The following is a 26,521-nucleotide window of genomic DNA, read 5'->3' on the forward strand; positions in this document are numbered from 1 at the left end:
GTCAGCCAGATAACAAAAATTGGATTAGTGCGTATTCATGGGGACGCCTGCGACGTACTGGATACCTGAACAGCGGAACCGCCCACCTTTTGATGATGGCTTTGTGCAGGTATCTTTTGGCTCAAGGTCGGCAGTTCTTCTGCGCAATCATCTGACTGATCCGGGAACACCTGATCAAGCGAGCAGGTAGCCGAAAGGAAATTAAGAGCGACAACAATTTCCCGAGCATCTTTAAGGCTTGGGGTTCGCTTGCCGGCCTCGTAGTTAGCCAGTCGCGACTGCCGCCAACCGAGGCGGCGATAGAGGTCGGCCTGGGAGACGCCGGATTGCTCGCGTAATTCTCGAATTCGATTCATTGCTTGGTCCTGTGGGTCCTCACAAAAGGATGAACACGTATTGTGATAATGTCAAACACGAAAAGTGAGAACACCGCCAATGCTGCTGTGATTAAAATCACGCATATGAACGAATCACTAGCTAAACGCTTAAAGCGACTACGAATTGCTGCTGGGATGTCTCAGTCCAAACTTGCGCAGGCTTGCGGCTGGAGTTCGCAGTCAAGAATTGGAAACTATGAGGCTGGCAGTAGAGAGCCGACCCTAGGCGACATCGAGATCATCGCCAAGGCGCTAGGACTAAGCTATGCGGATGTCCTAATTGGCACGTCAAGAACCAAACAGGCTTACCAGATTGATTCGAACGCCGAATTGGTAGGGCCCTTCGACGTCTGGGACGACGACACGCCTTTGGATGATGACGAGGTGTATGTGCCGTTCCTCAAGGAAGTGGAGCTGTCGGCGGGAAGCGGCCGGACAGCTGTAGAGCAGTCTAATAAGAAAAAGCTGCGCTTCGGGAAGCTGACTTTGAGGCGTCAAGGTGTTCAGCCCAGCGATGCGGTTTGCGTAACGGTAAGCGGCAACAGCATGGAGCCCGTCTTGCCGAATGGCAGCACTGTGGGCGTGGATCAGGGGGCCGTCAACATCATCGACGGCAAGATGTATGCCTTGAATCATGGAGGCCAGCTCCGAGTAAAGATGGTCTATCGGCTGCCTATGGGCGGCTTGCGGCTGCGCAGCTATAACCGAGATGAGCACCCTGACGAAGAGCACGGGGCGGAAGCATTGGTGAAAGGTGAGATAGTCATCATCGGCAAAGTATTTTGGTACTCAGTCCTCGTCTGATAGGCCGTATCACAGCATAGACCTAGCTCGGGCTAGGTTTTTTTTCGTCCCGAGGAAAATAAATCACATATCGTGATTGACTAAATAAACACGTTGCGTGATTATTGCCTCTCACAAGTTAAGGAGCTTCACGCATGAACCTGACCACCATCACCGCAGGCGCCTGGACCGGATTTCTCGGTAAGGAACTATCTCCCCGCGAGCTGGAAGCGACAGCCTATGCAGCTGCCGACCTCACTGCAAAGGAGATTGCACGCCTGATGGGCATCACGCCGAAGTCAGTCTCGAAGCGCTTGGACGATGCACGCTTCAAGCTCGGCGCTCGGACTGTTCGTGGTTTGGTCTTGGAAGCATTCAAGCGCGGCCTTATCTCCTTCGCCAGCGCAGCAAGTCCATCACCTGAACATCAGCGCGACGAAAGCCACGACGGCATCCTGATCGCGTAACGCCGCAGCAGCGGCGTGCGCCTCCAGATAGGGACGCAGTCCGGTGCTCAGCGAATACTTGTTAGGTCGAGCATAGAGATGATGAAGGGGTATGCCCGTATGCAGCCGAGTATGGAAACCACAATGGCGAGCAAGAATAAAAAGAAGCCTGACTTGTTCAGCCTGCGCGGTCTGCCACTAATTATGACCGAGCCCAACTGGTACGGGTGCGGTGCCATTCCAGATACAAAGGGTCGACAAGCCATTTCGCCTATGCCCCAAAGCAGCCCGGCAAGCGAGAAAAGGCTAACCAAACCGTTATCGACTTTCAAATCGATGGTGATGGACACCACGAACAACACAAAACAAAGAATCGTCATGATTTTAAACCATTCATCTGCGATGAATTTTGCAACTACGGAAACTGCCAAAGTTGCGCCCTCCTTTGCTGGCTGTGTTGTGTGAGAGCGCTCAGCCTAGCGCAAAGTCCGTCACCTGGGCAGTGGTGAGCAAGCCGGGGCTGACCGGCACTAATTGAAAGTTAGTTTTTTTTGCGAAAGCCAAATAACGCGGCGGGCTATCGGCTTGCCTGGAGAAAGGAGATTCAGATGCAGACGAACAAGATCACGCTGGTACTGCGCCCGCACGCCGGCACAAAGATTGAAGAGCTGCAGCGCTACGCCAAGCCTGGCATGCCTGTGGGTGTTGGCCGTGCGCTCGGCTTCATTGCCAGCGCAGGCGAAGGCGATGTGATGGAACGTGCTGAGCAATTGGAGAGCCAGGTGGTTATCGCCGAGGCTGCCATGCGTCGCGGCACGGTTATGCATGACCAGGATCATCTGCCTGCTCTGCGTCGCGTTATCGCCCACGTACCTGCGATGTACCTGCAAGTCGCCGACGCGATCAAGCAGGCCGCGCTCGACGATGGCGATGATGAGTCGATGGCCGGGGAGGCAGCTGGTCAGGCGATTCGTGTGCTGGTGATGTTCAAGCAGCGGCTGGAAATGCTGCTGGAGCCGGATCTTCTGACGCCACCGCCCCAGGCCAATCCAATTACGGAAAAACCCGTAATAGCAGAAACGCCATACGCCCAGGTGCGCGTCACCGATATCGGCGAGTGGATCAGGACGGTGACCAACGCCAAGCGCTACGAGTGGTTGCGGGACAAAAATCGCGTGGAAGACATGGACACTGATCTGTGCGCTGCGCGGGAGGAGCAATGCTTCTTCGGCGCCGAGTTGGACGCTGAGGTCGACACCGGAATGCGTCTGGAACGCTTGCTGGAAAAACACGGTGAGCCAGTATGACGACCATCCAGCCTCAAGGATCGCAGCTCTACCTCAAGTCCGAGTTCCAGAGCTTGGGTGAGCGCCTGATTCGCTTCGGCCAGGCCTTGCAAGATCCGGCGACGACCGTGGGCCAGCTGACCAGCCTGGCCAACTCCTGCGGCATCGCGCTGAAGCTGCGCACCGTCGCTGAAAGCGGGGGCCGTGACGATGAGCTGTGACAACGAACTGAAGGTGCTGTGCCAGGCCTTGGTCGCCCAGCAATTCGAGTCTGTGCACGACGCTGAGCGGGCGCTTGAGCGGTTCGAAGAGCTGACAACGCCGGCGATGGTGTTGGCGATCCTCGATCAATTGGAGCAGGCGCGCCATGGCTAAAACGGTCCTAACCGCCCGGCAGGATGGCGTGCAGTTCTTCATGAACACCGAAAGCAGCTCGCCTAAAAGCCGCAGTGGCAAGCGCTACCGATTGTTCAAGACCGAGAACTTCGGCCGCGACAAGTTGGGCTGGGTGCAGATCGGCTCGCAGGCTGGCCAGGCGCTGATCGCGATCGAGAAGGAATCCGAGAGGTTCGACGCTTGCGCACAGGCATTCAGCAGCAAACGACCTCACAAGTACGTCGACCGCTCACGTATCCGTGGAGCGCCGGGCAAGTGGGAGGGCGAGGCCTTTCCGGTTCGCGTGACGCACAGCCGTGACGCATCAGTTTCATTGCACACAGAAAACCTGACGCGTCAGGAAGGGGCAGGCGGCCATGAGCGCAGCTAACGTGCTGGAGTTCGAGGAGTTGCAGCGGATCACCGGCTATACGCGGCGTTCTGACGTGGAGCGGGCGCTCCGAGGGGAAGGGATTCGCATCTTCCTCGGTCGTAGGGGGCCGTGGACAACCGTTGACCTGGTGAATCAGGCAGGCGGGTTGAAGCCAGTCGATCAGGACAAATACGACGCGGAGATCGTATGAAGCGAGGCAGGAAGCGGCAGCACAACCCGAATATTCCCAAGCACATCGACCAGACCGCGCTTCCGCGCGACGTCTATTTCGATCACCGTGGATCGGGTTGCTGGTACACGCTTTATTTCAACGAGGCCGGCCGGCGCCAGCGCACGAATCTGTGTGCTGCCAACGTCACGCTGTCGGAACTGCACCGCCTCATCGAAGAGCGCAACGGCGTCGACCGCGACAGCCTGCAGTACCTCTGCGACGAGTTTCACAAAAGTCAGCAATGCACTGATCTCGCCAAAAAAACTCAGGAGGATTACTGCTACTCCCGCGATGTTCTTCTCACGTTCCCGACGAAGCTGGGCAAGCCGCTGGGCGAGCTGGCGGTGCGCAAGTTCACACCTGCGATGGTGCAACGGGTCATTGACAAGATCGCCCAGGAAGGGACGCCATCAAAGGCAGCACACGCCCTGCGCTACCTTCGCCGGCTGATGCAATGGGGTCGCAATCGCGGGTTCGTAACTGACAACCCGGTCAAGGGCATCGAGGCGCCGAAAGAACGCAAGCAGCGCCGGCTTCCCGACTCGACTGTGATGGTCAACCTAATCAAATTCGCCCACCAGCAAGGCCAGCTCAAGCGCGGGGAGAAAGGCGCGTGTTCGCCGTACCTTTGGTATGTGATGGAGATCGGCTACCTGTGTCGGCTGCGCGGTATCGAGACAATCACGCTGACCGACGAGAACGAGCTGGAAGAAGGCGTGCTCACCAACCGGCGCAAAGGTAGCCGGGACAACATCGTGCGTTGGACGCCAAGGCTGCGCGCGGCGTGGGATGCCGCCAAGGCAGAGAGAACCCGCACCTGGCAGCAAATGAAGAAGCCAGTCCCTTTTCGGCCGGAGCAGCGTTTCCTGATAGTTTCCGCCAGCGGCGGGCAGCTTTCGAAGTCCGGCCTCGATACGGCATTCCAGCGACTGATTACCCAGGCGATCGAGAAGAAGGTGCTGACCGAGGAGCAGCGGTTCGGAATGCACGACTTCAAGCGCAAAGGCATCACAGACACCCTCGGCACCCGGGCGGACAAGCAACAGGCTTCTGGCCACAAGGATGAGTCGATGATGGACGTGTACGATCTGAGCGTACCGACCGTAAATCCGTCAGCCGAATAAACTCAAGGCCTTATGAAGTATGCGACATCCTTCATGTAATAGTTGAGTGCATTGCGGGTAGAGGCTTCATCACAGCCGTTACCAAATGCGACTCGTAGAACCTTATCAAACCTGTCTTCTCTGGTGGTGGTGGCATATCCAGTTCCCACCTTCATAGTTGTGTGGGCATGGCCGTAAAGAGAAATCACTTTCAGCAGGAGTGACTCTAGGCACTCGACTTTTTGACAGAGCGACGGGAAAGCATGTACACAGTTTGAGGACAAAAGGGCTCGCAGGGATTTTTTGTCGCCCGTGGTCAAGACGTACGCTTGCTGATGGCGATGAAGACTGTCGGTGTGCAAGAACAGCTCTAACTCACCATCGTCAACGCCATCAATTCGCGATAAAGCCTCAAGCAAATCGATATTTTCATCTGCAGCACCGAGCTTCTGACAGGAATGAACCAGGCCAGCCAGCCGATCAAATGCCGCATGATTGCCCAGGCGCTTGTCATAGCACTTTTGAGGGTTGCTTAGGTAAAGCGAATAAGGTGCGGCACCGACAACAAAACAATCGCTAAGCCCGCACTGAAACACCTCCAGTGCTTCATCAATGAGATCGCACTGGGCAAGCATGATAAGGATGTCGTTGTCAGCGAGCAGAATCATTTATGCAATAAGATTCCGGAGAAGGTGCTCAGCATCCGGATCAAGCTCAGGTAACTGCTCGAATACTTTCCCTGTAACCACCGACTGATCCGAGACCTCAGCGCCTAGTAAGTTCGCCGCGCCAACGTAGAGAGCGTAGTAACCCGGATCGCCGTGAGCGCAACTCATTACAAGGTGAGTCGGAGCAATTTTCATTTGGACTGCTGAAGACTCAGCTAACCGAGCAAGCGGCCCAGCCTTCATCTTTTTAGGCAATGCAAGTGTGAAGTCAGGATTGCCTGTCAACAGTTCCAAAGCAAACCTATCAGCCGCGACTTCATCCGCCGATTTTGAGTTTTTGGCCTGTTCCTCAAAATCGTCATCTACGATCGCCCCGTTTTCGCCAAGATGGCCTAAGGCGATGTGTCCAATTTCGTGAGCGAGATGGAACAGCAAAAACCCGCTCTTGCGAATGTTTGAGAGGACGATGGAAGGCCGTCCATTAATGGACATCGCGATTCCGTCCATTTTTTTCTTGGCGAGCAGGGGCGATGCTAGATGCAGGACAGGAATGCCGTACGCCCAGCAAACGTCCAATAGCTCGGTGAGCCCTACCCACCTTGCACCGGTGCCAAGGATGTAATCTCTGATCGCGGAGGCGCTTGGTGAAGGCTGGACAAAGTCACGATCCAGAGCGTTGATCGCGATTCGAGACGCGCTCCGAGCGATTGCAACTGCAAGCTCAACGTCCGTCTCTGACGTCCTACTAGAGAGCTTGAAGCGCTTCTCCCCAGGCAAGTCGAATTCCACCCTTGGGGGGCTCTCACTGAACGCACGAATCTGAAGGCTCAGAGCCTTCACCAGGTAAATCTTCGCGCGCTGCGCCCCGCCCGGCGTCGCCTCAACCTCCGCTGACCACCAATCAGGCATGATGCGAGACAGATGATTCTTAGACAGTCCGTGGGTGTGCAGGGCAGAGTAGATGCTTTGGATGTTGGTCATGATCCCTCCTCCTATGAGCGGACTGATGAGCTGGTGCCCTTGATACCGGTTAGACGGCTAAAAGGTCTGCGAGTCACGGTAATTAGACGAAATGATATCATTTCCCGCAGTTATCCACAGGTAGATTCCACGTTTGATAGCATTTTGTCGCGTACATTGGCCGAGCGGACCGGCCCCTTCGGGGCTAAAAGCCCGACCCTCGCGTACATGAAATGTGCTGGAGGCCGCGATTTTGCGCTTCCGAGCAACTGACTTGTAATCAGTAGGTCCCGGGTTCGACTCCTGGTGCCGGCACCAGATTTAGCAAAAAGGCTCACCGAAAGGTGGGCCTTTTTTGTTTGTGCCAAATGCCATACCGCCAATCCCCGTAGGAGCGCGCTTGCCCGCGAAAGCGCCCTCCGCCGCACTACCCGTCCTACCTCGCCGCCCAACCCCCACAAAAAGTCCCAAATCCCGTAGGACGCTTCTGAAATTAAGCGATATCCTCTCGACCGCTTGAACGTGTCTGATCCGGCGACTACCTTCCCGCGTGTCGTTGCAAACAACGACCGGGTTTAGTCGCCCGAACACGTCAGGCGCGTAACGCCCCATAACCTGAGCCGCTGTCATCGACATCGGTTCTGTCCTTTTATGGTGGCTGTACGAGGGGCACCTTCGGGTGCGCCGGGTGCCTGACTTCCCGGTCGACTAACCCGCGTACAGCCGCCACCTATTCGTTTAGTCGCGAACAGTGTCGGTCTCATCCAAGTCAGGAGAGACACCATGATTAGATCCACCCCTCACCCACCCGAAACACCCGCCCCACAATCAACCTGCACCAACGCCAACCTCGGCAACCTGAGCCTGTTCTCGGTCAAGCCCGGCGTCAGAGTTGAGGACGCATTGCCCACCGCCTCCGAATACCTCGCCTGCGCCGCAGCCACCGCCTACGAAGTCGCAGATAACTGCACGCTGGAATTCCGCCCGTTGGCGCGCTCGGTGGTGCATCAGCTTGATGCGGCGCGGGCGTTGATTGAGGTGTCGATCGCCAAGGTGGGCGGTTCGTCTTTGTAGCTGCCCTGCTGCGATCTATTCGCGTAGGCATTTCCTTGCGCCAACCTGCGCCCGTCTCTTTCTTCCGGAAAGAGACGGGCGCTCCTACCGCTGCTGCAGCCCGACTCGCACAAGGCTTTGGGGCATCCTCCTCGTGACAATCGGCGTGACAAACACCGAAGTCACCAGCAACAGTGATCTAGATGATGGTGCCGCAGCCGAAGGAATGGACTGCACCTGACTGACAGTCAGGCATGCCCCGGTCATCGCATCACTGCCTTTACCCGACTCAGGATCTCGCGGCATTGGTCTCGTCACCCAGTGCAGCCTCCAACCGCCCACTTCTTCAGAGGTGTTCAGGAGGCCACATCATGAGATACCCAAACTACCGGTCGTAAAGAGCCGCCAGTCCCGCGTTAGTGAACAACCCTCACAGGTCGCAGGGGCCTTGATCCCTGATAACACTCAACATTCTTGGCGGGATGACGTGGGGAAGGTTTCAAAGATTTTGGCTTCGAGAGGAGTTTGATCATGGCGTTGGTCGGTAATCGGGATGGGCTCAATTTTGGTTATGGCCGGCAACTGAGCTACGCCGGGCCGCAGGCGCTGAAAGATCTATTTGGCTGCGGACATTACGGCACGGTCAAAGCGCACAGTGATCGCTGGCAGGCGTTTGTTCGGTGGTGTCGGTCGGAGGATGGACCAGGATTTAACGATGCACGGCAAATTGATCGGCAGACCTTGCTGGAATACGCCGGATATCTGCGTCAGCAAGTCGAACAAAGCGCTCTAGGCATCGCCACCGCGCAAAACCGATTGTCCAGCGTGAACCGGACCATGGCCGCGCTTCGCGGTGATCAGTATGTGAAGGTCGTGAGTCCAAGCAAGGCGTTGGGAATGCGGCGCATCAGTGTTCGTCAATCGGTGCCGCAAGGCCAAGACCGCGAACATGTGAAACGGATCGTTGACGTACTCTGCGAACACCAAATGCCACGCGCCGCCGCCATCGTGCACTTGGCGCGAGCCGCCGGAATGCGCTTACGCGAGGCCATTTTGGCCGACCTTCCTCGACTGCAACGGGAAGCCGAGCAACTCGGGAGGATCAACATCCAGGACGGCACCAAAGGTGGCCGTTCGGGAGCCTCGGCCCCTCGGTGGATAACGGTGGATGAACACATCCGCGACGCACTGGCATTCGCCCTTCAAGTCTCGCCTGACGGTAGCCGCAACCAGTTAGCTCTGCACGAAAGCTACCGCGATTTCCAACAGGTACTCGTTCGCCCCGCACGGGAGACTCTCCATACGCACAACCTCAAAGGCTTTCATGAACTACGGGCGGCCTTTGCATGCGAACGCTATGAGCAAATCACCCAGCATCCTGCGCCCATCAACGGTGGCAGTTGTTACCAACTCGACCGACACCTCGATCAGGAGGCCCGAGCACAAATCAGCTATGAGTTAGGGCACGGTCGTATCGACGTAATTTCTGCTTACATGGGGAGCAGAGCATGAGTAAGGCATTCGATATGGAGCTGTTCCTGACGGGCGTCCTGACTGGATCTCATTCCACGCGCCAACGCCATCTGCGTCAGGCGAAGGCTATCCAAACAGCAATAGCTGATCGCTGGCAACGCGACAATCCTTGGACGTGGCAGCAAAAGCATCTCGCATGGTTTCTAAGCCAACGCGTGAACCGAAACGCCGAATCGACGCGCTATTACTACCTACTGACCGTGCGCTTGCTTGTCCATCGCTTGAGAAAGTCCTGGCACTTCGACCCTAGGCAAGACGAGAAACAGGTCATCCGTGATCCCTCAGGTGGTTCTACGAAACCAAGACCTATCCCCTTACGCTCCTCGAAATGCAACCACGGGCTGTGATCGCTTAACAGCCTGAAGCAGAACGAATGGGCGTTAGAACCATCTATTTTCGGTTTCAGACACCGAAGCTTACGTCGGCACAGCAGGCGTACGAAGAAAGATCAAACCAAAGCGGACTTGCTTCTGAACACACGACAAGCGAGGATCTAAGGAAGGCACACTGCCATCATACAAGGAAGGATCCAATGCCCTATCAGTACGATATTGTTTGCTTGGCTAACTCGTGGAAGCACGGTGGACGCTGTATCGCCGGGAAGGTTTACTCCGGACCGTATGCCGGACGGTGAATCAGGCCAGTTGGTCGTACGGCGGGGCAGCGACAGATTCAATTCCCTGAGATGGATTACGGTCAAGGTCAATACGCCTCTGTTCGTGACATCATTCGAATCGAATTTTCAGGTCGCGAACAAGGCACCTTCCAAGGTGAAAATATGATCATCTCGGGCGCGAGATGGACTAAAGTCGGAGAAATCCAGAATTCTGAGATTGGCAACTGGTTGGATCAGCCTGATACCCTCTGGGAAAACGGAAGCAGGAGCCATTACGGCTTGAATGACAAAATTGATAGGACTATGTTGCAAGAGCCTAGGACGTCACTCTGTCTGATCAATCCTCAGAATCCGCGGGTTCGAGTAGGGCCCGAGCACAACGGAGACATCAAAGTCAGAGTGCTATTTGAATACAACGGAGTTGAACACGCCCTAACCGCTACGGATGCTCAAATTCAAGCGGAATATCGAGGTAGAAACCACGGAACCTATGAACTTACAAATGTTCGAGGTATGACGATCAGCCTGGGCGAGAGATTGCCTGCGGAGATCGGGGATAGCTACAAACTAGTAGCCCACGTATTTTGAGGCCGCAGATGAAAATATTCACAATCGGATTCACGGAAAAAAAAGCTGAGCGTTTTTTTGCATTAATCAAGCTTTCAGGGACAAAACGAATTGTAGACGTCCGCTTGAACAACGTATCTCAGCTCTCCGGATTTGCAAAAAAAGATGATCTAAAATATTTTCTAAAAGAAATTTGCGACGTTGATTACGTTCACATCCCAGATCTTGCACCGACCAAAGAAATTTTATCGCCATACCAGAAAAAAGAAATTTCCTGGCAACAATATGAGGAAAAATTTCTCAATCTCATGTCGAAGCGAAACATAGAGAAACACGTAAAGCTAGATATAATTAACGAAGGTTGTTTACTCTGCAGTGAACACCTCCCACATCAATGCCATCGTCGTTTAGTGGCAAACTATCTAAAAGAAGCGTGGGGTAAATCTGATGCAACTGTCAGAGATCTAGTATGAGTAAAGAGGCAAAAATATTAATCGCGTATCCTAGCGACTTTCTTTCGTATTCAAAATTCGAAAGAAAAGTTGAGAAAATTCTCAGTGCTCTTGAAAAGGTAGAACTGCTTTATATTCGCGACGAAAACAATTTTATTTGCGACTATTCGAAGTCGAAAGGCTTCCAGGCGACGTGTTTTACTTCAGACGAAGCTGCCTTGGATAAGGTAACACATGCAATTCTGTTTCAAGACGAAGAGAGAAATTGCTTTTTCACTCTATTCAATCAGTTGCTTGATAAAAAAATACCGATACGGACCATAAACTTAAAGATTACCAAAGTCTCAAATAAAGATTCAAGCGAGCGCTATGATGTTTACATCGGGAGGGGGACTTTATGGGGCAACCCCTATCAAATGGGCATAGAGGGTACACGCGAAGAGGTAATCGCTAAGTTTGCTTATGATTTTGAAAAGCGCTTTCTCAAACTGCCTGAACAGTTTGATGTAAACATTGAGAAGCTCAGAGGTAAGACGCTAGGTTGTCATTGCAAGCCAGCAGCTTGCCACGGGGATGTCATCGCAAAATATCTCAACTCGCAAGATGACGGCGAATAACGGTCACCAGTATAGATATGAAGTCGCAGGGTTTGAAACCAGTCAATCAGTTAGCGATGCAATCTGAGTCGACCTACCATACATTACCACTCTGTAGGGTCAGCTCAACTAAAACGAACTGCACAGTAGTCCGAAACCATACATCAATTGGGGACTACAACGCGCTCGTAAATTTCTCATTAGAGGTACTTACTGAACTGAATTAGTGACTGTAGATTCGCTCATCGATACCGCCCCCAAGCCCCATTAACGCTAAGAACTAAATTATTTTCAAAAAGCGCCTCAAGGCGCTTTTTTTCGCTAGCGCCAGGAACCTGCATTAGCAGTATTTCTTCCACAAATCAATAGATCACTCTCTTAAAGACTTCAAAGCCTAAAAACGCGTTATAGATTTTTCATTTAACTGAATGAGCTTGAACTGAAGTCCCTCAGTCGACTCTTTAAATACAGGTTCCGAATCATCAAATGATGCGGCCACAATACTTTGGAGTTTTGGGTCACCCGATAGCATCTGAAACAAAGCACGTTGGCTTTTAGTCGCCATTGAATGCTGCCCTGGCTCGTCAAACAACAGTATTCCTGGGTGATTCGCATTAACTGTTGAATGAGTTGAAGTCTGATAAATAGCAAGCAAGTAGGACCAAATTAGCCTTACAAAATCGCTAGCACTGGAATCGGCAGCGATATTATTTCGACTCTTACCGGCTTGGTAATGATGAACCGCTAGTTCAGCCCCCTCAACAGCATCTCTAACTACCCGTAACTCAAGTCTCTTCAAGAACGGTAACAGACTATCAAAATCTATTTCAATATCTCGAACTGGGGCACTATGGTAATCAAACTCCCCGACATTTGCCCGGAACATTTTTTCAAAAAGATCAAGTACTCTGCCATCGTCTTCAGAGTAATGAATTTTTGGCAATGATGTACGACGCTCTTGGTTTACCTTTAAGCGGTTAGAGAGCTCTTTGAAAATATTTATAATTTCGCCAAACAAATCATCAAATCGCTGTAACTTTACAATCTCTTCCTCAATAAAAATTTGTTGCTTTACTAATGCTCTGGAATTTACGTTTCCACTGGCGACATCTTTACGTAACGATGAAAGAATCGACTTAACATTCACAATGGCCGATTGAGTGTTTTGGACATCCATCTCACAATTGCGAATCAAAACATTTATTCCATCCTGCTGTCGACGGAGCATGTTTAACTGACTTTCCAGATATTCGATGTTTGTTTGAACATCCATCTTCGAGATCAGCTCACCACTAGCAGTGAGGCTATCATCTACATGCTGATGGCACGTAGGGCATTGTTCCTTGGAGAGACTCAGCCCGAGCAAAGCACCAAACTTCTGAAGTTTCTGTGATGATTTATTTCTGATCAGCTCCTCATTAGCCTGGATAACAAGCTGCTTGTTTAAACTCAACGATGACTTATGGACAGCTAAAGTGCTAAGTGCTGATTCGTAAAGCGATACAAGACGACTAAGCTCGGCACCTTGTTCACTCAATGCAGCGACAGTCTCTAAAGAATTATCGTTTTTTGGAATTTCAATCTGCAATTCAAGCGCTTTATATTTCTCTCGCAACTTGGCTATATATTCCACTAAAGATATTCGAGCACCGTCACTTTGAATACCCACACTAACTTTACTAAAATCAATTGTTGAGGCAACCCTAACAGGCAACCCAGCCACATCAACCCTCACATTGAGAGATCTGACTTCCCTAAACAATTCTTTATAAGAATCGTTCCAACTACCATCTATCTCGACAGCTTCGTTATTTAACTCACTGCGCAAGCTTGCAAGCTCAAAAACATCCAAGCCCAAAAGTAGCTCTACAACCTTTACTCGTACATCCCTTATTCCATAGTGAGGAATATTTGCGATATAATCAGTCCAACCTCTTTTTTGTTCAACAGCTACAGCTGCAAAAACAGCTTGTAAATACAACTTAACTTGTCGACCATTTGCGCCAGCGACAAATGGAAGCTTGAATCCCAGAAAACTCTCTAGGTATGTGTGAAACCCTTCGTCATACTGCGCGCCACCACCGTCGTGGAGATATTTAAATGTGGATAATGTTGAAACTCCCTCTGTTAAGTAGGGTCCATTCAACACTTCGACAAGTTTAGGGCTTTTCTGTTCATCGGTAATAGAGCGTCTAAAAGTAACTATGTCTCCAACTCTATTCTCGACCTCCAGTAAGATTTCAGACTTCTCAACAAAAACCTTTTCCCCCTCAAACTCAAAGTAGTCCTTTAGTGCATAAGGCAATGAAGCTTGATTCTTACCTCCAACCAACTCCTCCATTCCAAACGCATACAAAATGCTGTTAAATACTGTACTTTTACCGGAAGAATTAGAACCACGGATGATTGTCAAGTTTCGATCAAATGAAAAAGCAAATCCGAATTCCCCCTCCCGGGTACTTATATTAAGTCGTATCGCTTTAATAATCATTGCAGGCTCCATCCTTTGGCTATGGACTCAACCATTTTCTCTGTAACTCCTTTACCAATCAGTCTCAATGCGACTTTCTCACGCATTAACAGTTCTTTGTCTTGAACGATAAAGTTTAAAAATTCTATACCAGCATCAGACACTTCAATAGCGGTGCTGTCTCCGACTATTAACTGCTCTTCAATTGCAAATTTTAGCGCAACGCCTAAAGCCGGATCAAACCCCCAGATAGGAAGGTCCAAACCTCCTTTACGTGAAGCCAACTGCAATTGTTTAAGCCGGCTTTCAGATTTCATCGCCCAATTAAACAAATGCAGCTTTAATACACTGCTTCTCCGCCCACGACCGCATATATCAAGAACAAGTAATATCTGAGCTATTTTATATAATGTGCGATGCTCTGCCAGCACTGGCGTTGGTCTTTGCGTAAATTTTAATCTTGTCATTTGGCGTCACTCGAAATCCAATTCGCAAGCAGCTAACCACCTAGCTATAGTATGATGTGAAATCTGACTAGCTAGCGATTGATCTACCCCAGGCTGGAGATCAGCCAAGATCCGCTCTTTAAGTTTGTCTGTTATTTTTTCTGTAAGCGATTCAGACGAGCCAGTCCAGGTCGCCTGCCAAATTTCGACATCTTGCTCAAATATAGAAAGCAAACGCACCAGCCGAAAATACAATGTTGGGGAGACATTGTTTAGTGTATTGAAAAAATTATCATGCTCTAGAAATTTCTTTAACGTAATATTATATAGCCTATCAACGCGACTTGATGCTGTAGCTCCAGCATCATTAAGCACACGCAGCTTCGTCTTGCGTAAAATGTGTTGCTCATATATTTCAATCGGCTGATCTAGTGCGGGAAGCGCTGTCGGTTCGGTCCCTAGCGTTATTGCTACTCCGTTGAGGCTTCGGAGTTCATTTATCTCCTTAAGGTAAAAATCGGCATCGTGGAGATGAACTGTGAACTCCGCATGTAAAATGCCTAAATCCCAAGCACGAGCCTCGGCTTCTTTTACTCTTGCATGTTCTAATAACTTGTGATGATTTATCTCTGGAGAAACAAAGCACCAATCTTTTATCTTTGAGCTACCTAAGCGAGCTGACAGGTCATCACTATATTTTTTTAGCTTATCTATATCATCTGAGATTTTTATCTTCTGCTTAGATAAAAGTACATCTTGAGGATATATACGATCTGGACAATAACATTGAAATGCCCTGCCTGTAGCGAGAGTAAAACCCTCTATACCAAAATCGCCAGGCGATGCAGGCATTTCTTGGTATCCGTCAGAGCCATATTTGCTCTTGAAAACAAGCTGACAGAGATCTTCCCATGTATCGCCATTAAAAGACCCAAGCTTAGTCATAAACATATTGAGGCCTATCCAATCCGTTTGATAGCCGAGTCATGGCAAAAACGCACGCTACCCATGGCTATACGCCATGACATTCTATTAGAAAAAATCAAACTTGCCTACTAGAATATTTAAACACCCCTAAATTTTAAGCAAGTATATTTATATTATTTACCCCGCAAAGCTCGTTTAAAAGAATTTATCGCGCTTCCAAAAATAAAATAAACATCACTTATATATGATCTAGGGCAGCACTCATTGAAATTACGGCACCTGCAAACCGCTCTACTTCACAAGCCACATAAACAGCGTTAACTGCTTTCACCAGCAAAGAAAGGAACAATCTAATAATTAGCTTTAGGATACTTTTAGAGATAGAACATTTTATATTTCACGAAAAATGTTTATAAAACATATAGTTGCATATAGATTCGACTCCTGGTGCCGCACCAGATTTAGCAAAGGCTCACCGAAAGGTGTAGCTTTTTTGTTTGGGCTGTCTGGAGTGAGAAGTTGCGTGAGGCAGTTACCAACTGAAAAGCCTCAGCCATCTCGACGCAGCCCCTCATTGTCCCGGTATCAATCCACGGGCATCATCGTGCTTCGACATAAGGACGCGTCCCCATGGCTAAGCCCACACTCCACCTCCTATGCGGCAAGATCGCCTCCGGGAAATCAACGCTGGCGAACTCTCTAAAGCGTGACCACGCAGCGATCCTGCTAACCGAAGACCATTGGCTCTCAAGGCTCTATCCAGACCAGATCCAATCGGTCGCCGACTACGTAAAGCTCTCAAGAAGACTCCGAGATGTCGTAGGCCCCTTGGTCATCGACATGCTGAAGGCCGGGATCAATGTGGTTCTCGATTTCCCCGCCAACACCCCCGCGGACCGCCACTGGTTACGCAGTCTGGCGCATACCGCCCAAGCCCCTCACAGCCTTCACTTTATCGACGTCGACGACGAAACCTGCCGGGCCCGGCTGCACCTCAGAAATGAACGCGGCGAGCATGCCTTCGCGGCAACCGACGCAGAGTTCGATTTGATCACCAGCTACTTTGTGGCCCCAGATAAGGAAGAAGGGCTCAACGTGGTCATACACCAGGATCACGCCTAAACGGCTGTCACCCGGAGAGAACCAAACCTTCAGGCTCAAACGGCGCCCTTAGATTCAAAGCGCCCCCTCCCCCATCCCGCCCCCATCTAGTAACGTATACCCATCCAACGGGCCCTCGCGTCTGCGTCAGGACAGCGACCCGCCATCAGAATCACGATAGAAGGCCCAACCGTGCACAAAGTCCGATTGATCAAATACGTTTGGACCCACCAGACCCCGGAGATTTCTTCCGAATGGTCCAAGCTGCTCTACGAAGTGGAGCTGCCGTTCGTCCCCTTTCATGGCTTGAACATTCAGCTGCCGATGCAGCGTGTCTGGCGGATTCGGGATGTCGAGTGGAATGTCGAGGAGCAGACCTTCCGTTGCCATATCGAGGACCAGTTCATGAATTTGCTGGATGTCGACGACTCGTACGAGGACTGGATCGAGACGTTGCTGGAGTGTGGCTGGGTGCTGAGCGGCCGCTACACCAATGAGCACAACAAGACCTGATTCGCTGTCGCTGGAACGCTCCCCGACATTTACGCGGGATGCACGCTGTGCCCGGCAGACATGATGAACAGGTGCCAGACTGAGTAACGAGCCAGGCACAAGACCTGTCCCGGCGCCCTATTCTTTCTGAGCATGACTGCCATGAAATGGATTTCCCGTTGCCTCCGTTACGCAGCCAGCGCGCTGTTGGCGTGCTCGTCGATGGCGTATGCGCTCCCCTCCGTTGACGTGTACATGGCCGAAGCGCCGCCGCTGACCATGGTCAGTCAAGGCGACCAGCACGGGATCGCTGGGGACATCACCCTTCAGGCCATGGCGATGGCCGGGTATTCCGCCAACCTGCTGTCGCCGCCGTGGCCGCGCGCGCAACGCGATGTGGTGCTGGGCACCAACAAACTCATCGCGCCGTTGACCCGCACACAAAGCCGGGAAAACAGCTTCACCTGGATCGCTCCGCTGATGACGATGGACCGGGCGTTTTTCAGCATTGATCGTCACGTCGAAACGTTTGAAGAGGCGCGCAGGACTTTCAAGATGATCGCCGTTGGCAGTGGCTCGGCGCAGGAGACGCGGCTACGTGATGAAGGCTTTCCAGCCGCTCAAATTTATCCGCTAAAAATTGGGGAGAACCCGGCCCTGATGTTGCTCAAGGGCCGAGTGGATGCGTGGTTCAACGGCGTGCCGGAAACGCTTTATATCTGGAAGCAGATCAGCGACCGCCCGCTGATGATGAGCCGGGCATTGATGACCGCCGATCTTTATCTGGCGTGCTCCAAAGACTGCGACCCTCAGATGGTCGAGAAGCTGAGGACCGCGATCGATACGCTGCAGTCAAACGGCTCGATCACACGCGTCCAGCATGACTATCTGAAAGGGCTACCTGTGCAGTAATGGGGGCAGCCCTGTTTTCAGAGTAATGCTTTGCTGTCACGGCAGCAGAATCACCTTGTCGGCGCCGCCCTGATTCACCTCGGCGTAACGCGCCAGGCCTTCTTCCAGCGGCGATTCAATCAGCCCGGTCGGCAGCGGCAAGGTGCCGTCGTCGAACTGTTTGCCGAACTGCTCCAGCATCCGCGCGCAGGCTTCAACGCCATACAGCAGCGAGTTGATCCCCACCACCGAACCGCCTTTGCGGTACAGCGCCAGCGCAGGCAGTTGCACGTGGCCGTCCACCGGGGCGGCGATGATTGCGATGCGACCGAATTGCGCCAATGCAGGCACAGCGGCCGGCAGCCAGAAGCCGGTGGTGTCGAAGATCACATCAGCGCCGCCTGAAAACACGGCATTCACTTGAGCGCCGAGGTCTTCCGGTTTGTCGAGTTGGATCGCGTTGAAGCCTTGCTCTTGCAGCGCTTTCAGCTGCTCCGGTTTACGCACCGCCGCCAGCACCTGGGCGCCGCGTACTTTCGCCAGTGCGATGGCGGCGCTTCCGACTGCACCATTGGCGCCGATGACCAGCAACCGGGTGCCGGCCTGCACGAGGCTGCGCTCAAGGGCGTCCCACGCCGTGGTGTACGGGACGCCCAGACTGGCGGCCTGAGTGAAGCTCAGCGATACAGGCTTGATCGCCACGCCTTTGGCCGACAGCGTGATGAATCCGGCATGGGAGCCGTCGCGGACAAAGCCGATCTCCTTGCCGGTGCCCCACACCTCCTTGCCGATCAGTTCTTGCGGGCCTTCGACGACAACGCCCGCAAAGTCACGACCCGGAATGCGTGGCATCGTGGTGTAGGGGAAGCGGCCAAGGACGTTTTTGACGTCGCTGGGGTTCAGGCCGGCTGCTTTTATCTGCACCAGAACTTCGCCGGCCGCGGGGACCGGCGTGGGCAGATCGACGACTTCCAGCGCAGCCAGGTCGCCGGTTCGGGAGAATTGCAGTGCTTTCATGATGGGTTCATCCAGAGTTGGGAAAAGGAAATCGTCGGTTCAGGACGCCAGATTGGAGAAGAACTGCTTGCCCACCGGCCACAGCCATTCACCGGCTTGCATGCCGAGCAGGCCAACCAGTGCGACCAGAGGCGGTGCGGGTGAGCGAAAATCAAGCAAGCCATACAGCAAACCGACGGCAATACCGATTGCGAGGGAAATGACGTAGCTCATGACAAACTCCGGTGCGTGCGACGCGCAGCTCGATGGCGGCGCGACTGCGTTAAGCGATGACCAGAGTGTAAGGAGGGACGGCAAGCGCTACCGGCCAAGTGCTTCTGAATTTCGGACAGAGTCAGCGCACGCGTTAGTGGGATGGATCAACGACCGGGTACTGAGAAGGCGCCATGCCCAGTTCGCGGCGAAACATGTCGCTGAAGCTGCTCGGCGAATACCCCATTGAACGGGCGATGGCGTTGACCGGCACGCCCTGGATGATCTCCGCCACCGAGGTCGCCAGTTGCACCTGCCGTCGCCATTCGGCGAAGCCCATGCCAAGCACCGCCTGAAACAACCGGGACAGCGTTCTCACACTGGCGCCGGCGTTTTCCGCGTGCTGTTCGAATGACACGTCGATGGACGGCTCGATCATCACCGCCTGACAGACGCTCATCAGCCTGCGGTCGCTGTCATCGGGCATCGGCACTTTCAGCAGCGAACGCCGGGCGCGTTTGAGTTCGAGCAGCGCCAGGTTGACCACCGCGTCGTAGTAGTCCGATTCCTTGTCCTGCTCGGCCACCAGGCCGACGATCAGTTCGCGCAACAAGCGACCGACTTCCAGCACCTGAACCGTAGCGTCCAGGGTGTGAGCGAGCGCCGGGCGCAGGTAGATGTTGCGCATTTCCAGATCCGACACCACGCGGATACCATGGGGCACGCCGGGCGGCAACCAGACCGCGCGCTGCGGCGGCACGACCAGCGCTTCGTTGGGCGTCTCCACCCACATCACGCCCGACATCGCGTAGAGCACCTGCCCCCACTCATGCTCGTGGGGCTCGATGTACCAACCGCGCGGATACGTCCGTGACAAAGGCTGCACAGGGACGGCGGTATTGGAGAGGTCGGGTGGCGCGGCGATTGCCATGGTGAAAACCGGCGGGAGTGGGATGCGGCGATGGTAGCGGCAGAGCGGGAGGGATCGCCAGTGCGGTGAAGCACCGACCGCTTAGGTCGATGGTGAGACTGGCGAAGTCCGTAGGAACCGGCTTGCTGGCGAAGGCGGTGGGTCAGCGACGGCGCGGTGCCTGAGCCGACGCATTCGCGGGCAAGCGCGCTCCTACAGTGGGTCGGCGTCAAACCCCACGTCTGGGTTGTGTGCAAATCCGTAGGAGCCGGCTTGCTGGCGAACCGCGTATGTCATTCACTGCTACGGTGTCTGAACAAATGCGTTCGCCAGCAAGGCTGGCTCCTACAGACTCATGTCAGCTAGAAGACGTCAAACACATCAGAACACGTTGATTGGGTAATCGACGAAGATGCGCGTTTCGTTACCGCCAACGTTGTACTGATCCACATCGTTGGACACGCGCAGGAACGAGTTACGCAGGCGCACCGACAGGTCTTTGACCGGGCCGCTCTGGACCACGTAGGTCAATTGGCTGAACAGCTCACGCTCTTCGCCACGCCCACGGTCGCTGCCGTCGTCGATGTTGTCGCCGCGCACGTACGCCACTCGGTAGCTCAGGCCTGGCGTCACGACGGTGGCCAGGTTCACGCCATAGCCCACCTGCCACGAACGCTCGTCCTTGCCGTTGAAGTCCGACCAGTAGGAGTTCGCCAGGTAGATGGTGTTGCCGCCATCGCCAGTCCCGCCCGCGTTGCGGTAGCCGCCGTAGGTGTAACCGGTCTCGCCGGTGCTGCGCTGATGCGCCAGGGTGAACGAGTGGATACCCACCGCCCACGTCGCCGCCAGGCTCCAGATCTTGTTGTCGCGGGCGTCGTCGACGGCGAAGTCTTTGTCCAGCTTGGTCTTGTAGCCGTTGAAGTCGAAGGTCAGCGACTGATCTTTCGGCATCGCCCAGACGTAGTTCAGGTTCACGTACTGCTTTTTCAGTACGTCTTCGTCGTCGGAGGCGTAAAACGCGGCGCTGAGGGCCTCGGTGAATTTGTAGCTGCCGCCGTACACGTTGATGCTCTTCAGGTCGCCGCTGTCGCGGCCTTCGGCGCTCTTGCGGGTTTCGGCAGTGAAGCGGCCGGCGACCAGCGTGAGGCCCTTGATCTCTTTGGAGGTGATCATGGTGCCGGTGTAGGACTCAGGCAGCAGGCGCGAGTTGTCGTAATTGAGCACCGGCAGTTCCGGCATCATGTCGCCGTACTTCAGTTCAGTATTGGAAACCCGGAATTTGACCGCGCCGCCGAAACGCGACAGGTCATCCGCCGCGTTGCCGCTGTCGCCCTGCTTGAAGAAGTCGATACCGCCCGCGCCGCTCTTGCCCTTGCCACCGTCCAGACGCGCTGCGTACAGACCGAAGGCGTCAACGCCAACGCCCACCAGACCTTGGGTGAAACCGGATGTGTAGCCGGCCATGAACGCCTGACCCCATTCCGAGCGGTCCTGCGGTCCGTTTTTGTAGTCGCGATTGATGTAGGCGTTACGCAGGTTGATCTTCAGGCTGCTGTCTTCAACGAAGCCTTTGGAATCTGCCTGACCGTCCGCCATGGCGTGAGTGGCGGCGAGAATGCCCAGAGCGAGCAGGCCGATACGCTGGTTCATCTTGTTGTCCTTGTGAGCGGATTAATCGCGCGCTGTGGCAAATGCCCGGGGTGGACAGTTGCGTCTTCCAGGACTCAAAAAGTCCCGGAAGCCCGCACGAAATCATCGCAGTGGACTACTGATGCACGTACATGGCGCTAGGCCACAGGCGGTGGAGGCGCGAATGCTATCCCCCGTCTACCGAGGGTGTCAATTTGATGGGAATCAAACGGAGGCGCTGTAATGCCTGTCGCCGTACCTTCGTCAGCTGTGGAGCACGCCCAGCAGCGCTTCGATCTCCGCGTCGTTGATCAGCCCGCTGGGATACCGCTTCGACAGCATCTTGCGAAAATCACCGCGTTGTTTCAGCTCCTGTTCGTTGTGCATGCGCACCATCGGGATCCGGGTCGTCCGTAACCAGTCCGCCATCATCTGCCGTGCTTCACTGCTCGCAGAAAAACCTCGAGTCACTCGCAACTCATGACCTGCGTTCATAAGGACAACCTCTTATGTCGTGGACTGCGAAATCTACGGAGCTTTTGTTACAGATGGACGACCCCGCGAGGGCATTTACGCGCCGCTGGGATCCCATCTTCCTACGACCGACTTGAAACCGTCCGCCCATAAAAAAGCCCATCGTCTGATGGGCTTGATGACAGCAAGAAGCGAACCAACTCAGCCGCGGTGGGGGGCCGGTTGCTGCTGCGTCAGGCAGTGAATGTTGCCTCCGCCCAGCAGCATTTCGCGGCCCGGGACCATGACCACCTCGTGTTCCGGGAACAGCTGCTGGAGGATCTGGCGCGCCGTGTCATCCATCGGATCGTCGAAACACGGGGCAATGATGCCGCCGTTGACGATCAGAAAATTCACGTAAGAACCGGCCAGACGCACCGATGGGTTGCGCTCCTGACTGCCATGCACCTGATCCACGCCGGCGCACTCTTCTTCGGTGGCAAACAGCGGGCCCGGGATCGGCATCTTGTGTACGACGAACGGACGTCCCTTGGCGTCGCGGGCATTTTCCAGCACCGCCATGGCCGCCTGGCAACGCGGGAAATTGGGGTCTTTCGGATCATCTGTCCAGGCGAGTAACACTTCGCCGGGGCGCACGTAGCAGCAGAAGTTATCCACATGCCCGTCGGTCTCGTCGTTGTACAGACCGTCCGGCAGCCAGATGATCTTCTCGACCGACAAGTGATCACGCAGCACGGCTTCGATGTCTTCGCGGGACAGGTGCGGGTTGCGGTTGCGATTGAGCAGGCATTCTTCGGTGGTGATCAGCGTGCCCTCGCCATCGACATGAATCGAACCGCCTTCCAGCACAAACCCTTCGGTGACGTAGCGCGGGCAGCGCTCGATTTCCAACACTTTGCTGGCGACCTGTTCATCCAGGTTCCACGGCGCGTAAAGCCCGCCGTCGAAACCGCCCCAGGCATTGAAGCCCCAATTGACGCCGCGGACTTCGCCCGCGTCGTTGATGACGAAGGTCGGGCCGCTATCACGTACCCAGGCGTCATTGCTGCTGATCTCGACGACGCGAATGTTGGGCACATTCAGTCGCGCTCGGGCGTTGTCGTACTGTGCAGCAGAGACGCCGACGGTGACAGGCTCGAAACGGGCGATGGCCTTGGCCACGGCCACGTGATCGTTCTGCACCGGCTTGCCGCCCAGACGCCAGTTGTCAGGGCGCTCGGGCCAGATCATCCAGGTTTGCGTCTGCGGCGCCCACTCGGCAGGCATGTAGAAGCCATCGGCGCGGGGGGTGCTGTTGAGAGTGGTCACAGTAATCAGAACTCCATGAAACGACGAGGGCGTCTACGGCAAAAGAAGACAGACGTTATAGACGATAAAAATCGGATTTAAAAACATTAATCGAGCAAAGACCGGATATACGAACAGCTAATGCCGATATATATCGGTATAAGCACCACGTTTTGACGGATAATAACCCGCTCAGCTCTCCAGCTCACTCAGCACCTTCGACACGCTGTCGACAAAGAAATCCACGCTCCGGCGGCTGGTCACCATCGGCGGTTTGATCTTCAGAACATTCAGATAATCCCCCGTAGGCTGCATGAAAATCCCCAGTTCACGGAGACGATCGCACAAGTAGGCCGTTTCTTCGGTTGCAGGCTCCAGCGTCTCGCGGTCGCGAACCAGCTCAAGCCCCAGATAGAAACCCGAACCATGAACGGCGCCGGCCAGCGGATGTTTGTCAATCAGCGCCAGCAGGCGTTCCTTGAAATAGCCGCCCACGACGCGGGCGTTTTCCCACAGCTTTTCTTCTTCCATGACGTCGAGCACCGCCATGCCGATGCGGCAACTCACCGGGCTGCCGCCTGACGACGAGAAGAAATAGCCCTCAGCCTCCAGCGCTTCGGCGATTTCGCGGCGAGTGATGACGGCGCCGAGGGGATGACCGTTGCCCATGCCTTTGGCCATGGTGATGATATCGGGCACCACGCCCTGCTCCTCAAAGCCCCAGAAGTAATGACCGAGACGGCCGTAACCCACCTGCACTTCATCGGCGATGCACACGCCTCCCTCGGCGCGGACTTTGTCGTACACCTGCTGCAAGTACCCCGGCGGCAGCGAGATTCCGCCGGCGTTGCCGTACACCGGTTCGCAAATGAAGCCCGCCACTTGCCGCCCTTGCTCCGCCAGCGCGGTCAAGTGCGCGTCTACGCTGCGCAGGTAGAACGGCGTGCTGTACGCGCCACGAAACTCACCGCGATAGGTATTGGGCGCCACCACGGGATGCACCCATTCCGGACGCGTGCTCAGTGCTTGCGGGTTGTCGGCAATGGATGTCGAGATGGCATCGGTCGCCACCGACCAGCCGTGATAAGCCTCCAGCACGCTCAAGACATCGCGCCCGCCGCTGTAGGCCCAGGCCAGGCGAATAGCCAGATCATTCGCCTCGGTGCCGCTGTTCACCAGAAACACCCGATCCATGCCCGCAGGCGCCAGCTTCAGCAGCCGCTCGGAAAACTCGGCGACCGCCGCGTAATGAAAGCGTGAGTTGGTGTTGAGCAGCGACCACTGTCGCGCGGCGACCTGGGCCATGCGCGGATGGCCGTGGCCGAGCACTGCGACGTTGTTGAGCATGTCCAGATAGGACCGGCCCTGCAGGTCGATCAGGTGGTTGCGCCAGCCGCGCTCGATCTGTGGGGGGGCCACGTAATAATGTTTCTGCGAACGGGCAAAACTGGCGTCGCGACGGGCGAGCAAGGCGGCGGAATCTGCCAGCACGGGCGCATCGCAATCAAAACCCAGCAGCCCTTTGGGCGACGGACACAACGCACGCCACGCGGCAGCCCGAGAAGGCGTGGTGAACAGCGGCGGGCTCACGTCCGGTTCCGAACACAGCTGCACGACCAACGCGCCACCGCCTTGCCCGATCACGTCGCCCGCGCCGAATTCCACGCCGGAGTCAAAATCAGAACGCACGCCCCACAGGCGCAGGCTGACTTCGGCGCCCACCAATTGCAACGCACCGTCGGCGGTGTGACGCAGGCTGCCGGCAAATGGCGCATGAACAGCGGTGCCGTGGGGGATATGCAATTCGGTATGCAGCGCGAAGGTGTCCGGCTCTTTCGCGCTGTCTGGCAGCGTGCGGGACAGCCGGTATTCGCCATAGCGACTGGCAGCCAGCCCGTGGCGTTGCGCCGCGTCCTTCAGCAGTTGTTCGTCGATGCCGCTTTGTTCCCAGTTGCCCGCTACGAAATGCTCGCTGAGCACACCCAGATCGACGAGGGTAAAACCCTGCGCGCTCAAGCTCGGCAACAGCGGCGAAAACGCCTCGGCCTCTTCGTCCGCGTCCCATTCACTCACCGCGTCGAGAATCGCCGCTTCCATCAACGCAATCGGCACGGAGGTGGCGACGTCGAAGATGTTCCACTCGCTGGCCACATTGGCCTGAATGTAACCGTTGTCCGGCTCGATGCTCGCCTGTTGCTCGCTGCTCAAGACCAGCACGGCCGAGCGCGCAACGATCAACGGCCACAGCGCCAGCAGCTCCTCGCTCTGAAGCGGGTTGATTTGGTGGTAAGCCTGAATGGCGGGCAGGATGAAAAAAGGATCGCCCTCGGCGTGGTGCAGCAGCGCGGCGCAGGTCACCGAGAGGTCGGCGATGCGCCACGTACGGACCAGATCACCAAAGTCGATCAGCCCTTGAAGCTGCCACTGCTGATGGGCATCTCGGGCCCAGACCACGTTGTACTCGGTGATGTCCATGTGAATGGCCTGCACCGGCAGCGAAGCCACCAGCGGCAGCAAATAGGCCTGGGCCTGCTCGGCGGCCTCGGCGATACAGGCGCGCCTGTCGGCATTGGCGATGACCGGGAGCAAGTGCTCGATCAACGCGAAGGCGTGGTGCGGGTCCCACTGCAACACACGATCCAGGCCTGGGTGCTCGAACCCGGCCAGCGCCACGTCGACACGGGCACAGAGCTGCGCCAATCCGGTCACGATGTGCTGGTTCAAATGCGCGACGTGGGCCAGTGATTGTCCGTCGATGAACTCCAGAACGCGCAGGTGCACCGCATTGCCGTTGGGCTCGACGGACAGCAAGTCTTCACCTATCAACGCCGGCATCACCGCCGGAACGCGCACCTGCGGCTCTCCGCTCAAATGCCGCAACGCTGCATGCTGTGCGGCAAGCTCGGTGGTTGAGTAAGCACCCTGGCAGATTTTCAGGACGAAACGCCGCCCGTCATCACAGTCCAGCAGGAAGTTTCGGTCCTGATGGCTGCCCAACTCCTTCAACGTCCCCGACAGCCCGTAATACGTCGCCAGCCATTCGGCGGCCTGCGCGGCGTCGACGTCCGGGCATGGCAGGCTGGAGCGGCGAATCAAGGTATCGAGCGACATGAAGGAAGTCCTGAGAGATAAAAACGCGCCAACAATATCGCCAGTTGCGCGACCGTTAATCAACCCCGTGCGATTTGCCAATAAAGAAATGCTTTAAAGGACCGACAGATAGGCCAGGCGTTAAACCCGCGAAACACTCGCGGCGGTTTAATGG

The 26,521-nt window shown here is 54.9% G+C and carries 30 protein-coding genes and 1 pseudogene; 17 read left to right on the forward strand and 14 right to left on the reverse strand.

Annotated elements, in window-relative coordinates:
• Positions 1–35: 35 nt before the first annotated feature.
• Positions 36–356: a helix-turn-helix transcriptional regulator gene (locus L4G42_RS26430; RefSeq protein ID WP_419789389.1), complete on the reverse strand. Its 321-nt coding sequence runs from the start codon at positions 354–356 to the stop codon at positions 36–38.
• 105 nt (positions 357–461) lie between these two features.
• Here L4G42_RS26430 and L4G42_RS19685 point away from each other — a divergent pair, with 105 nt between their 5' ends.
• Positions 462–1,181: an XRE family transcriptional regulator gene (locus L4G42_RS19685; protein ID WP_237261133.1), complete on the forward strand. Its 720-nt coding sequence runs from the start codon at positions 462–464 to the stop codon at positions 1,179–1,181.
• 134 nt (positions 1,182–1,315) lie between these two features.
• Positions 1,316–1,555 (forward strand): annotated as a pseudogene (locus L4G42_RS19690) (response regulator transcription factor); the annotation flags it as partial.
• Between the two features lie 119 nt (positions 1,556–1,674).
• Here L4G42_RS19690 and L4G42_RS19695 read toward each other — a convergent pair.
• Entirely contained in the window at positions 1,675–2,037 is a 363-nt protein-coding gene (locus L4G42_RS19695; protein ID WP_237261110.1) for a hypothetical protein, read from the reverse strand.
• Positions 2,038–2,214: 177 nt separating this feature from the next.
• Here L4G42_RS19695 and L4G42_RS19700 point away from each other — a divergent pair, with 177 nt between their 5' ends.
• Genes L4G42_RS19700 through L4G42_RS19725 form a run of 6 tightly spaced genes read left to right on the forward strand, consistent with a single transcriptional unit; the run spans position 2,215 to position 4,996 of the window.
• A complete protein-coding gene (locus L4G42_RS19700; RefSeq protein WP_237261112.1) occupies positions 2,215–2,913 on the forward strand; it encodes a hypothetical protein in 699 nt (232 codons plus the stop codon).
• The gene (locus L4G42_RS19705; protein ID WP_237249954.1) at positions 2,910–3,113 is read left to right on the forward strand and encodes a hypothetical protein; all 204 of its coding nucleotides are present in this window, start codon (positions 2,910–2,912) and stop codon (positions 3,111–3,113) included. The genes L4G42_RS19700 and L4G42_RS19705 overlap by 4 nt, the downstream gene beginning before the upstream one ends.
• Entirely contained in the window at positions 3,103–3,267 is a 165-nt protein-coding gene (locus tag L4G42_RS19710) for a hypothetical protein (protein ID WP_237249955.1), read from the forward strand. Before L4G42_RS19705 ends, L4G42_RS19710 begins: the two co-directional genes overlap by 11 nt.
• Positions 3,260–3,658 (forward strand): hypothetical protein, encoded by a 399-nt coding sequence (locus L4G42_RS19715; RefSeq protein WP_237261115.1) that lies wholly within the window; start codon positions 3,260–3,262, stop codon positions 3,656–3,658. The genes L4G42_RS19710 and L4G42_RS19715 overlap by 8 nt, the downstream gene beginning before the upstream one ends.
• Positions 3,645–3,851 carry a DUF4224 domain-containing protein gene (locus tag L4G42_RS19720; RefSeq protein WP_237261117.1) on the forward strand — a complete coding sequence of 69 codons (207 nt, stop codon included), beginning with the start codon at positions 3,645–3,647 and terminating at the stop codon, positions 3,849–3,851. The genes L4G42_RS19715 and L4G42_RS19720 overlap by 14 nt, the downstream gene beginning before the upstream one ends.
• Complete coding sequence (locus L4G42_RS19725; RefSeq protein ID WP_237261119.1) at positions 3,848–4,996, forward strand: site-specific integrase; 1,149 nt, start codon at positions 3,848–3,850, stop codon at positions 4,994–4,996. The genes L4G42_RS19720 and L4G42_RS19725 overlap by 4 nt, the downstream gene beginning before the upstream one ends.
• A gap of 2 nt (positions 4,997–4,998) precedes the next feature.
• On the opposite strand, the gene L4G42_RS19730 is transcribed toward L4G42_RS19725, so the two are convergent.
• Entirely contained in the window at positions 4,999–5,643 is a 645-nt protein-coding gene (locus L4G42_RS19730) for a hypothetical protein (protein ID WP_237261121.1), read from the reverse strand.
• On the reverse strand, positions 5,644–6,624 hold the full coding sequence (locus L4G42_RS19735; RefSeq protein WP_237261123.1) for an ImmA/IrrE family metallo-endopeptidase: 981 nt from the start codon (positions 6,622–6,624) through the stop codon (positions 5,644–5,646). It abuts the gene before it with no gap.
• 762 nt (positions 6,625–7,386) lie between these two features.
• On the opposite strand from L4G42_RS19735, the gene L4G42_RS19740 reads away from it, so the two are divergent.
• The 6 genes from L4G42_RS19740 to L4G42_RS19760 all read left to right on the forward strand — a co-directional run bounded on the left by L4G42_RS19740 (position 7,387) and on the right by L4G42_RS19760 (position 11,441).
• Positions 7,387–7,677 (forward strand): DUF6124 family protein, encoded by a 291-nt coding sequence (locus L4G42_RS19740; RefSeq protein ID WP_237249962.1) that lies wholly within the window; start codon positions 7,387–7,389, stop codon positions 7,675–7,677.
• Between the two features lie 510 nt (positions 7,678–8,187).
• Positions 8,188–9,168 (forward strand): integrase domain-containing protein, encoded by a 981-nt coding sequence (locus tag L4G42_RS19745; protein WP_237249963.1) that lies wholly within the window; start codon positions 8,188–8,190, stop codon positions 9,166–9,168.
• The gene (locus L4G42_RS19750; protein WP_237249964.1) at positions 9,165–9,536 is read left to right on the forward strand and encodes a hypothetical protein; all 372 of its coding nucleotides are present in this window, start codon (positions 9,165–9,167) and stop codon (positions 9,534–9,536) included. The genes L4G42_RS19745 and L4G42_RS19750 overlap by 4 nt, the downstream gene beginning before the upstream one ends.
• 287 nt (positions 9,537–9,823) lie before the next feature.
• Positions 9,824–10,393: a dual OB domain-containing protein gene (locus tag L4G42_RS26435; RefSeq protein WP_419789390.1), complete on the forward strand. Its 570-nt coding sequence runs from the start codon at positions 9,824–9,826 to the stop codon at positions 10,391–10,393.
• Between the two features lie 8 nt (positions 10,394–10,401).
• Positions 10,402–10,845 (forward strand): DUF488 domain-containing protein, encoded by a 444-nt coding sequence (locus L4G42_RS19755; RefSeq protein ID WP_237259209.1) that lies wholly within the window; start codon positions 10,402–10,404, stop codon positions 10,843–10,845.
• The gene (locus L4G42_RS19760) at positions 10,842–11,441 is read left to right on the forward strand and encodes a DUF4326 domain-containing protein (RefSeq protein WP_237249967.1); all 600 of its coding nucleotides are present in this window, start codon (positions 10,842–10,844) and stop codon (positions 11,439–11,441) included. Before L4G42_RS19755 ends, L4G42_RS19760 begins: the two co-directional genes overlap by 4 nt.
• Positions 11,442–11,814: 373 nt before the next feature.
• Here the strand turns inward: L4G42_RS19760 and L4G42_RS19765 are convergent, their stop codons facing one another.
• The 3 genes from L4G42_RS19765 to L4G42_RS19775 are packed head-to-tail and all read right to left on the reverse strand — an operon-like array spanning position 11,815 to position 15,287.
• The gene (locus tag L4G42_RS19765) at positions 11,815–13,911 is read right to left on the reverse strand and encodes an AAA family ATPase (RefSeq protein WP_237261125.1); all 2,097 of its coding nucleotides are present in this window, start codon (positions 13,909–13,911) and stop codon (positions 11,815–11,817) included.
• Positions 13,908–14,357 carry a hypothetical protein gene (locus L4G42_RS19770; RefSeq protein WP_237249969.1) on the reverse strand — a complete coding sequence of 150 codons (450 nt, stop codon included), beginning with the start codon at positions 14,355–14,357 and terminating at the stop codon, positions 13,908–13,910. Before L4G42_RS19770 ends, L4G42_RS19765 begins: the two co-directional genes overlap by 4 nt.
• A gap of 6 nt (positions 14,358–14,363) precedes the next feature.
• Positions 14,364–15,287, reverse strand: a complete 924-nt coding sequence (locus tag L4G42_RS19775) for a hypothetical protein (RefSeq protein ID WP_237249970.1) — start codon at positions 15,285–15,287, stop codon at positions 14,364–14,366.
• A 606-nt stretch (positions 15,288–15,893) separates the two neighbouring features.
• Here L4G42_RS19775 and L4G42_RS19780 point away from each other — a divergent pair.
• The 3 genes from L4G42_RS19780 to L4G42_RS19790 all read left to right on the forward strand — a co-directional run bounded on the left by L4G42_RS19780 (position 15,894) and on the right by L4G42_RS19790 (position 17,768).
• The gene (locus L4G42_RS19780) at positions 15,894–16,385 is read left to right on the forward strand and encodes a P-loop nucleotide/nucleoside kinase family protein (RefSeq protein ID WP_237249971.1); all 492 of its coding nucleotides are present in this window, start codon (positions 15,894–15,896) and stop codon (positions 16,383–16,385) included.
• A 171-nt stretch (positions 16,386–16,556) separates the two neighbouring features.
• Complete coding sequence (locus L4G42_RS19785) at positions 16,557–16,877, forward strand: hypothetical protein (protein WP_037016364.1); 321 nt, start codon at positions 16,557–16,559, stop codon at positions 16,875–16,877.
• A gap of 234 nt (positions 16,878–17,111) precedes the next feature.
• Entirely contained in the window at positions 17,112–17,768 is a 657-nt protein-coding gene (locus L4G42_RS19790; protein WP_237259211.1) for a substrate-binding periplasmic protein, read from the forward strand.
• Positions 17,769–17,804: 36 nt separating this feature from the next.
• Here the strand turns inward: L4G42_RS19790 and L4G42_RS19795 are convergent, their stop codons facing one another.
• The 7 genes from L4G42_RS19795 to L4G42_RS19820 form a co-directional block, all read right to left on the reverse strand.
• Positions 17,805–18,764: a quinone oxidoreductase family protein gene (locus L4G42_RS19795; RefSeq protein ID WP_237249973.1), complete on the reverse strand. Its 960-nt coding sequence runs from the start codon at positions 18,762–18,764 to the stop codon at positions 17,805–17,807.
• Between the two features lie 39 nt (positions 18,765–18,803).
• Positions 18,804–18,977, reverse strand: coding sequence for a DUF1427 family protein (locus L4G42_RS19800; RefSeq protein WP_133773621.1), 174 nt, complete (start codon positions 18,975–18,977; stop codon positions 18,804–18,806).
• Between the two features lie 133 nt (positions 18,978–19,110).
• The gene (locus L4G42_RS19805) at positions 19,111–19,887 is read right to left on the reverse strand and encodes an AraC family transcriptional regulator (RefSeq protein WP_237249974.1); all 777 of its coding nucleotides are present in this window, start codon (positions 19,885–19,887) and stop codon (positions 19,111–19,113) included.
• A 360-nt stretch (positions 19,888–20,247) separates the two neighbouring features.
• Entirely contained in the window at positions 20,248–21,516 is a 1,269-nt protein-coding gene (locus L4G42_RS19810) for an OprD family porin (protein WP_237249975.1), read from the reverse strand.
• Positions 21,517–21,759: 243 nt separating this feature from the next.
• Positions 21,760–21,882: a hypothetical protein gene (locus L4G42_RS26070; protein ID WP_272903828.1), complete on the reverse strand. Its 123-nt coding sequence runs from the start codon at positions 21,880–21,882 to the stop codon at positions 21,760–21,762.
• A 288-nt stretch (positions 21,883–22,170) separates the two neighbouring features.
• Positions 22,171–23,277 carry an agmatine deiminase gene (aguA, locus tag L4G42_RS19815; protein ID WP_237249977.1) on the reverse strand — a complete coding sequence of 369 codons (1,107 nt, stop codon included), beginning with the start codon at positions 23,275–23,277 and terminating at the stop codon, positions 22,171–22,173.
• Positions 23,278–23,448: 171 nt separating this feature from the next.
• The gene (locus L4G42_RS19820) at positions 23,449–26,367 is read right to left on the reverse strand and encodes an aminotransferase (protein ID WP_237249978.1); all 2,919 of its coding nucleotides are present in this window, start codon (positions 26,365–26,367) and stop codon (positions 23,449–23,451) included.
• Positions 26,368–26,521 lie beyond the last annotated feature (154 nt).

The sequence above is a fragment of the Pseudomonas petrae genome, from assembly GCF_021728295.1.
In the GTDB taxonomy this organism is placed as follows: domain Bacteria; phylum Pseudomonadota; class Gammaproteobacteria; order Pseudomonadales; family Pseudomonadaceae; genus Aquipseudomonas; species Aquipseudomonas petrae.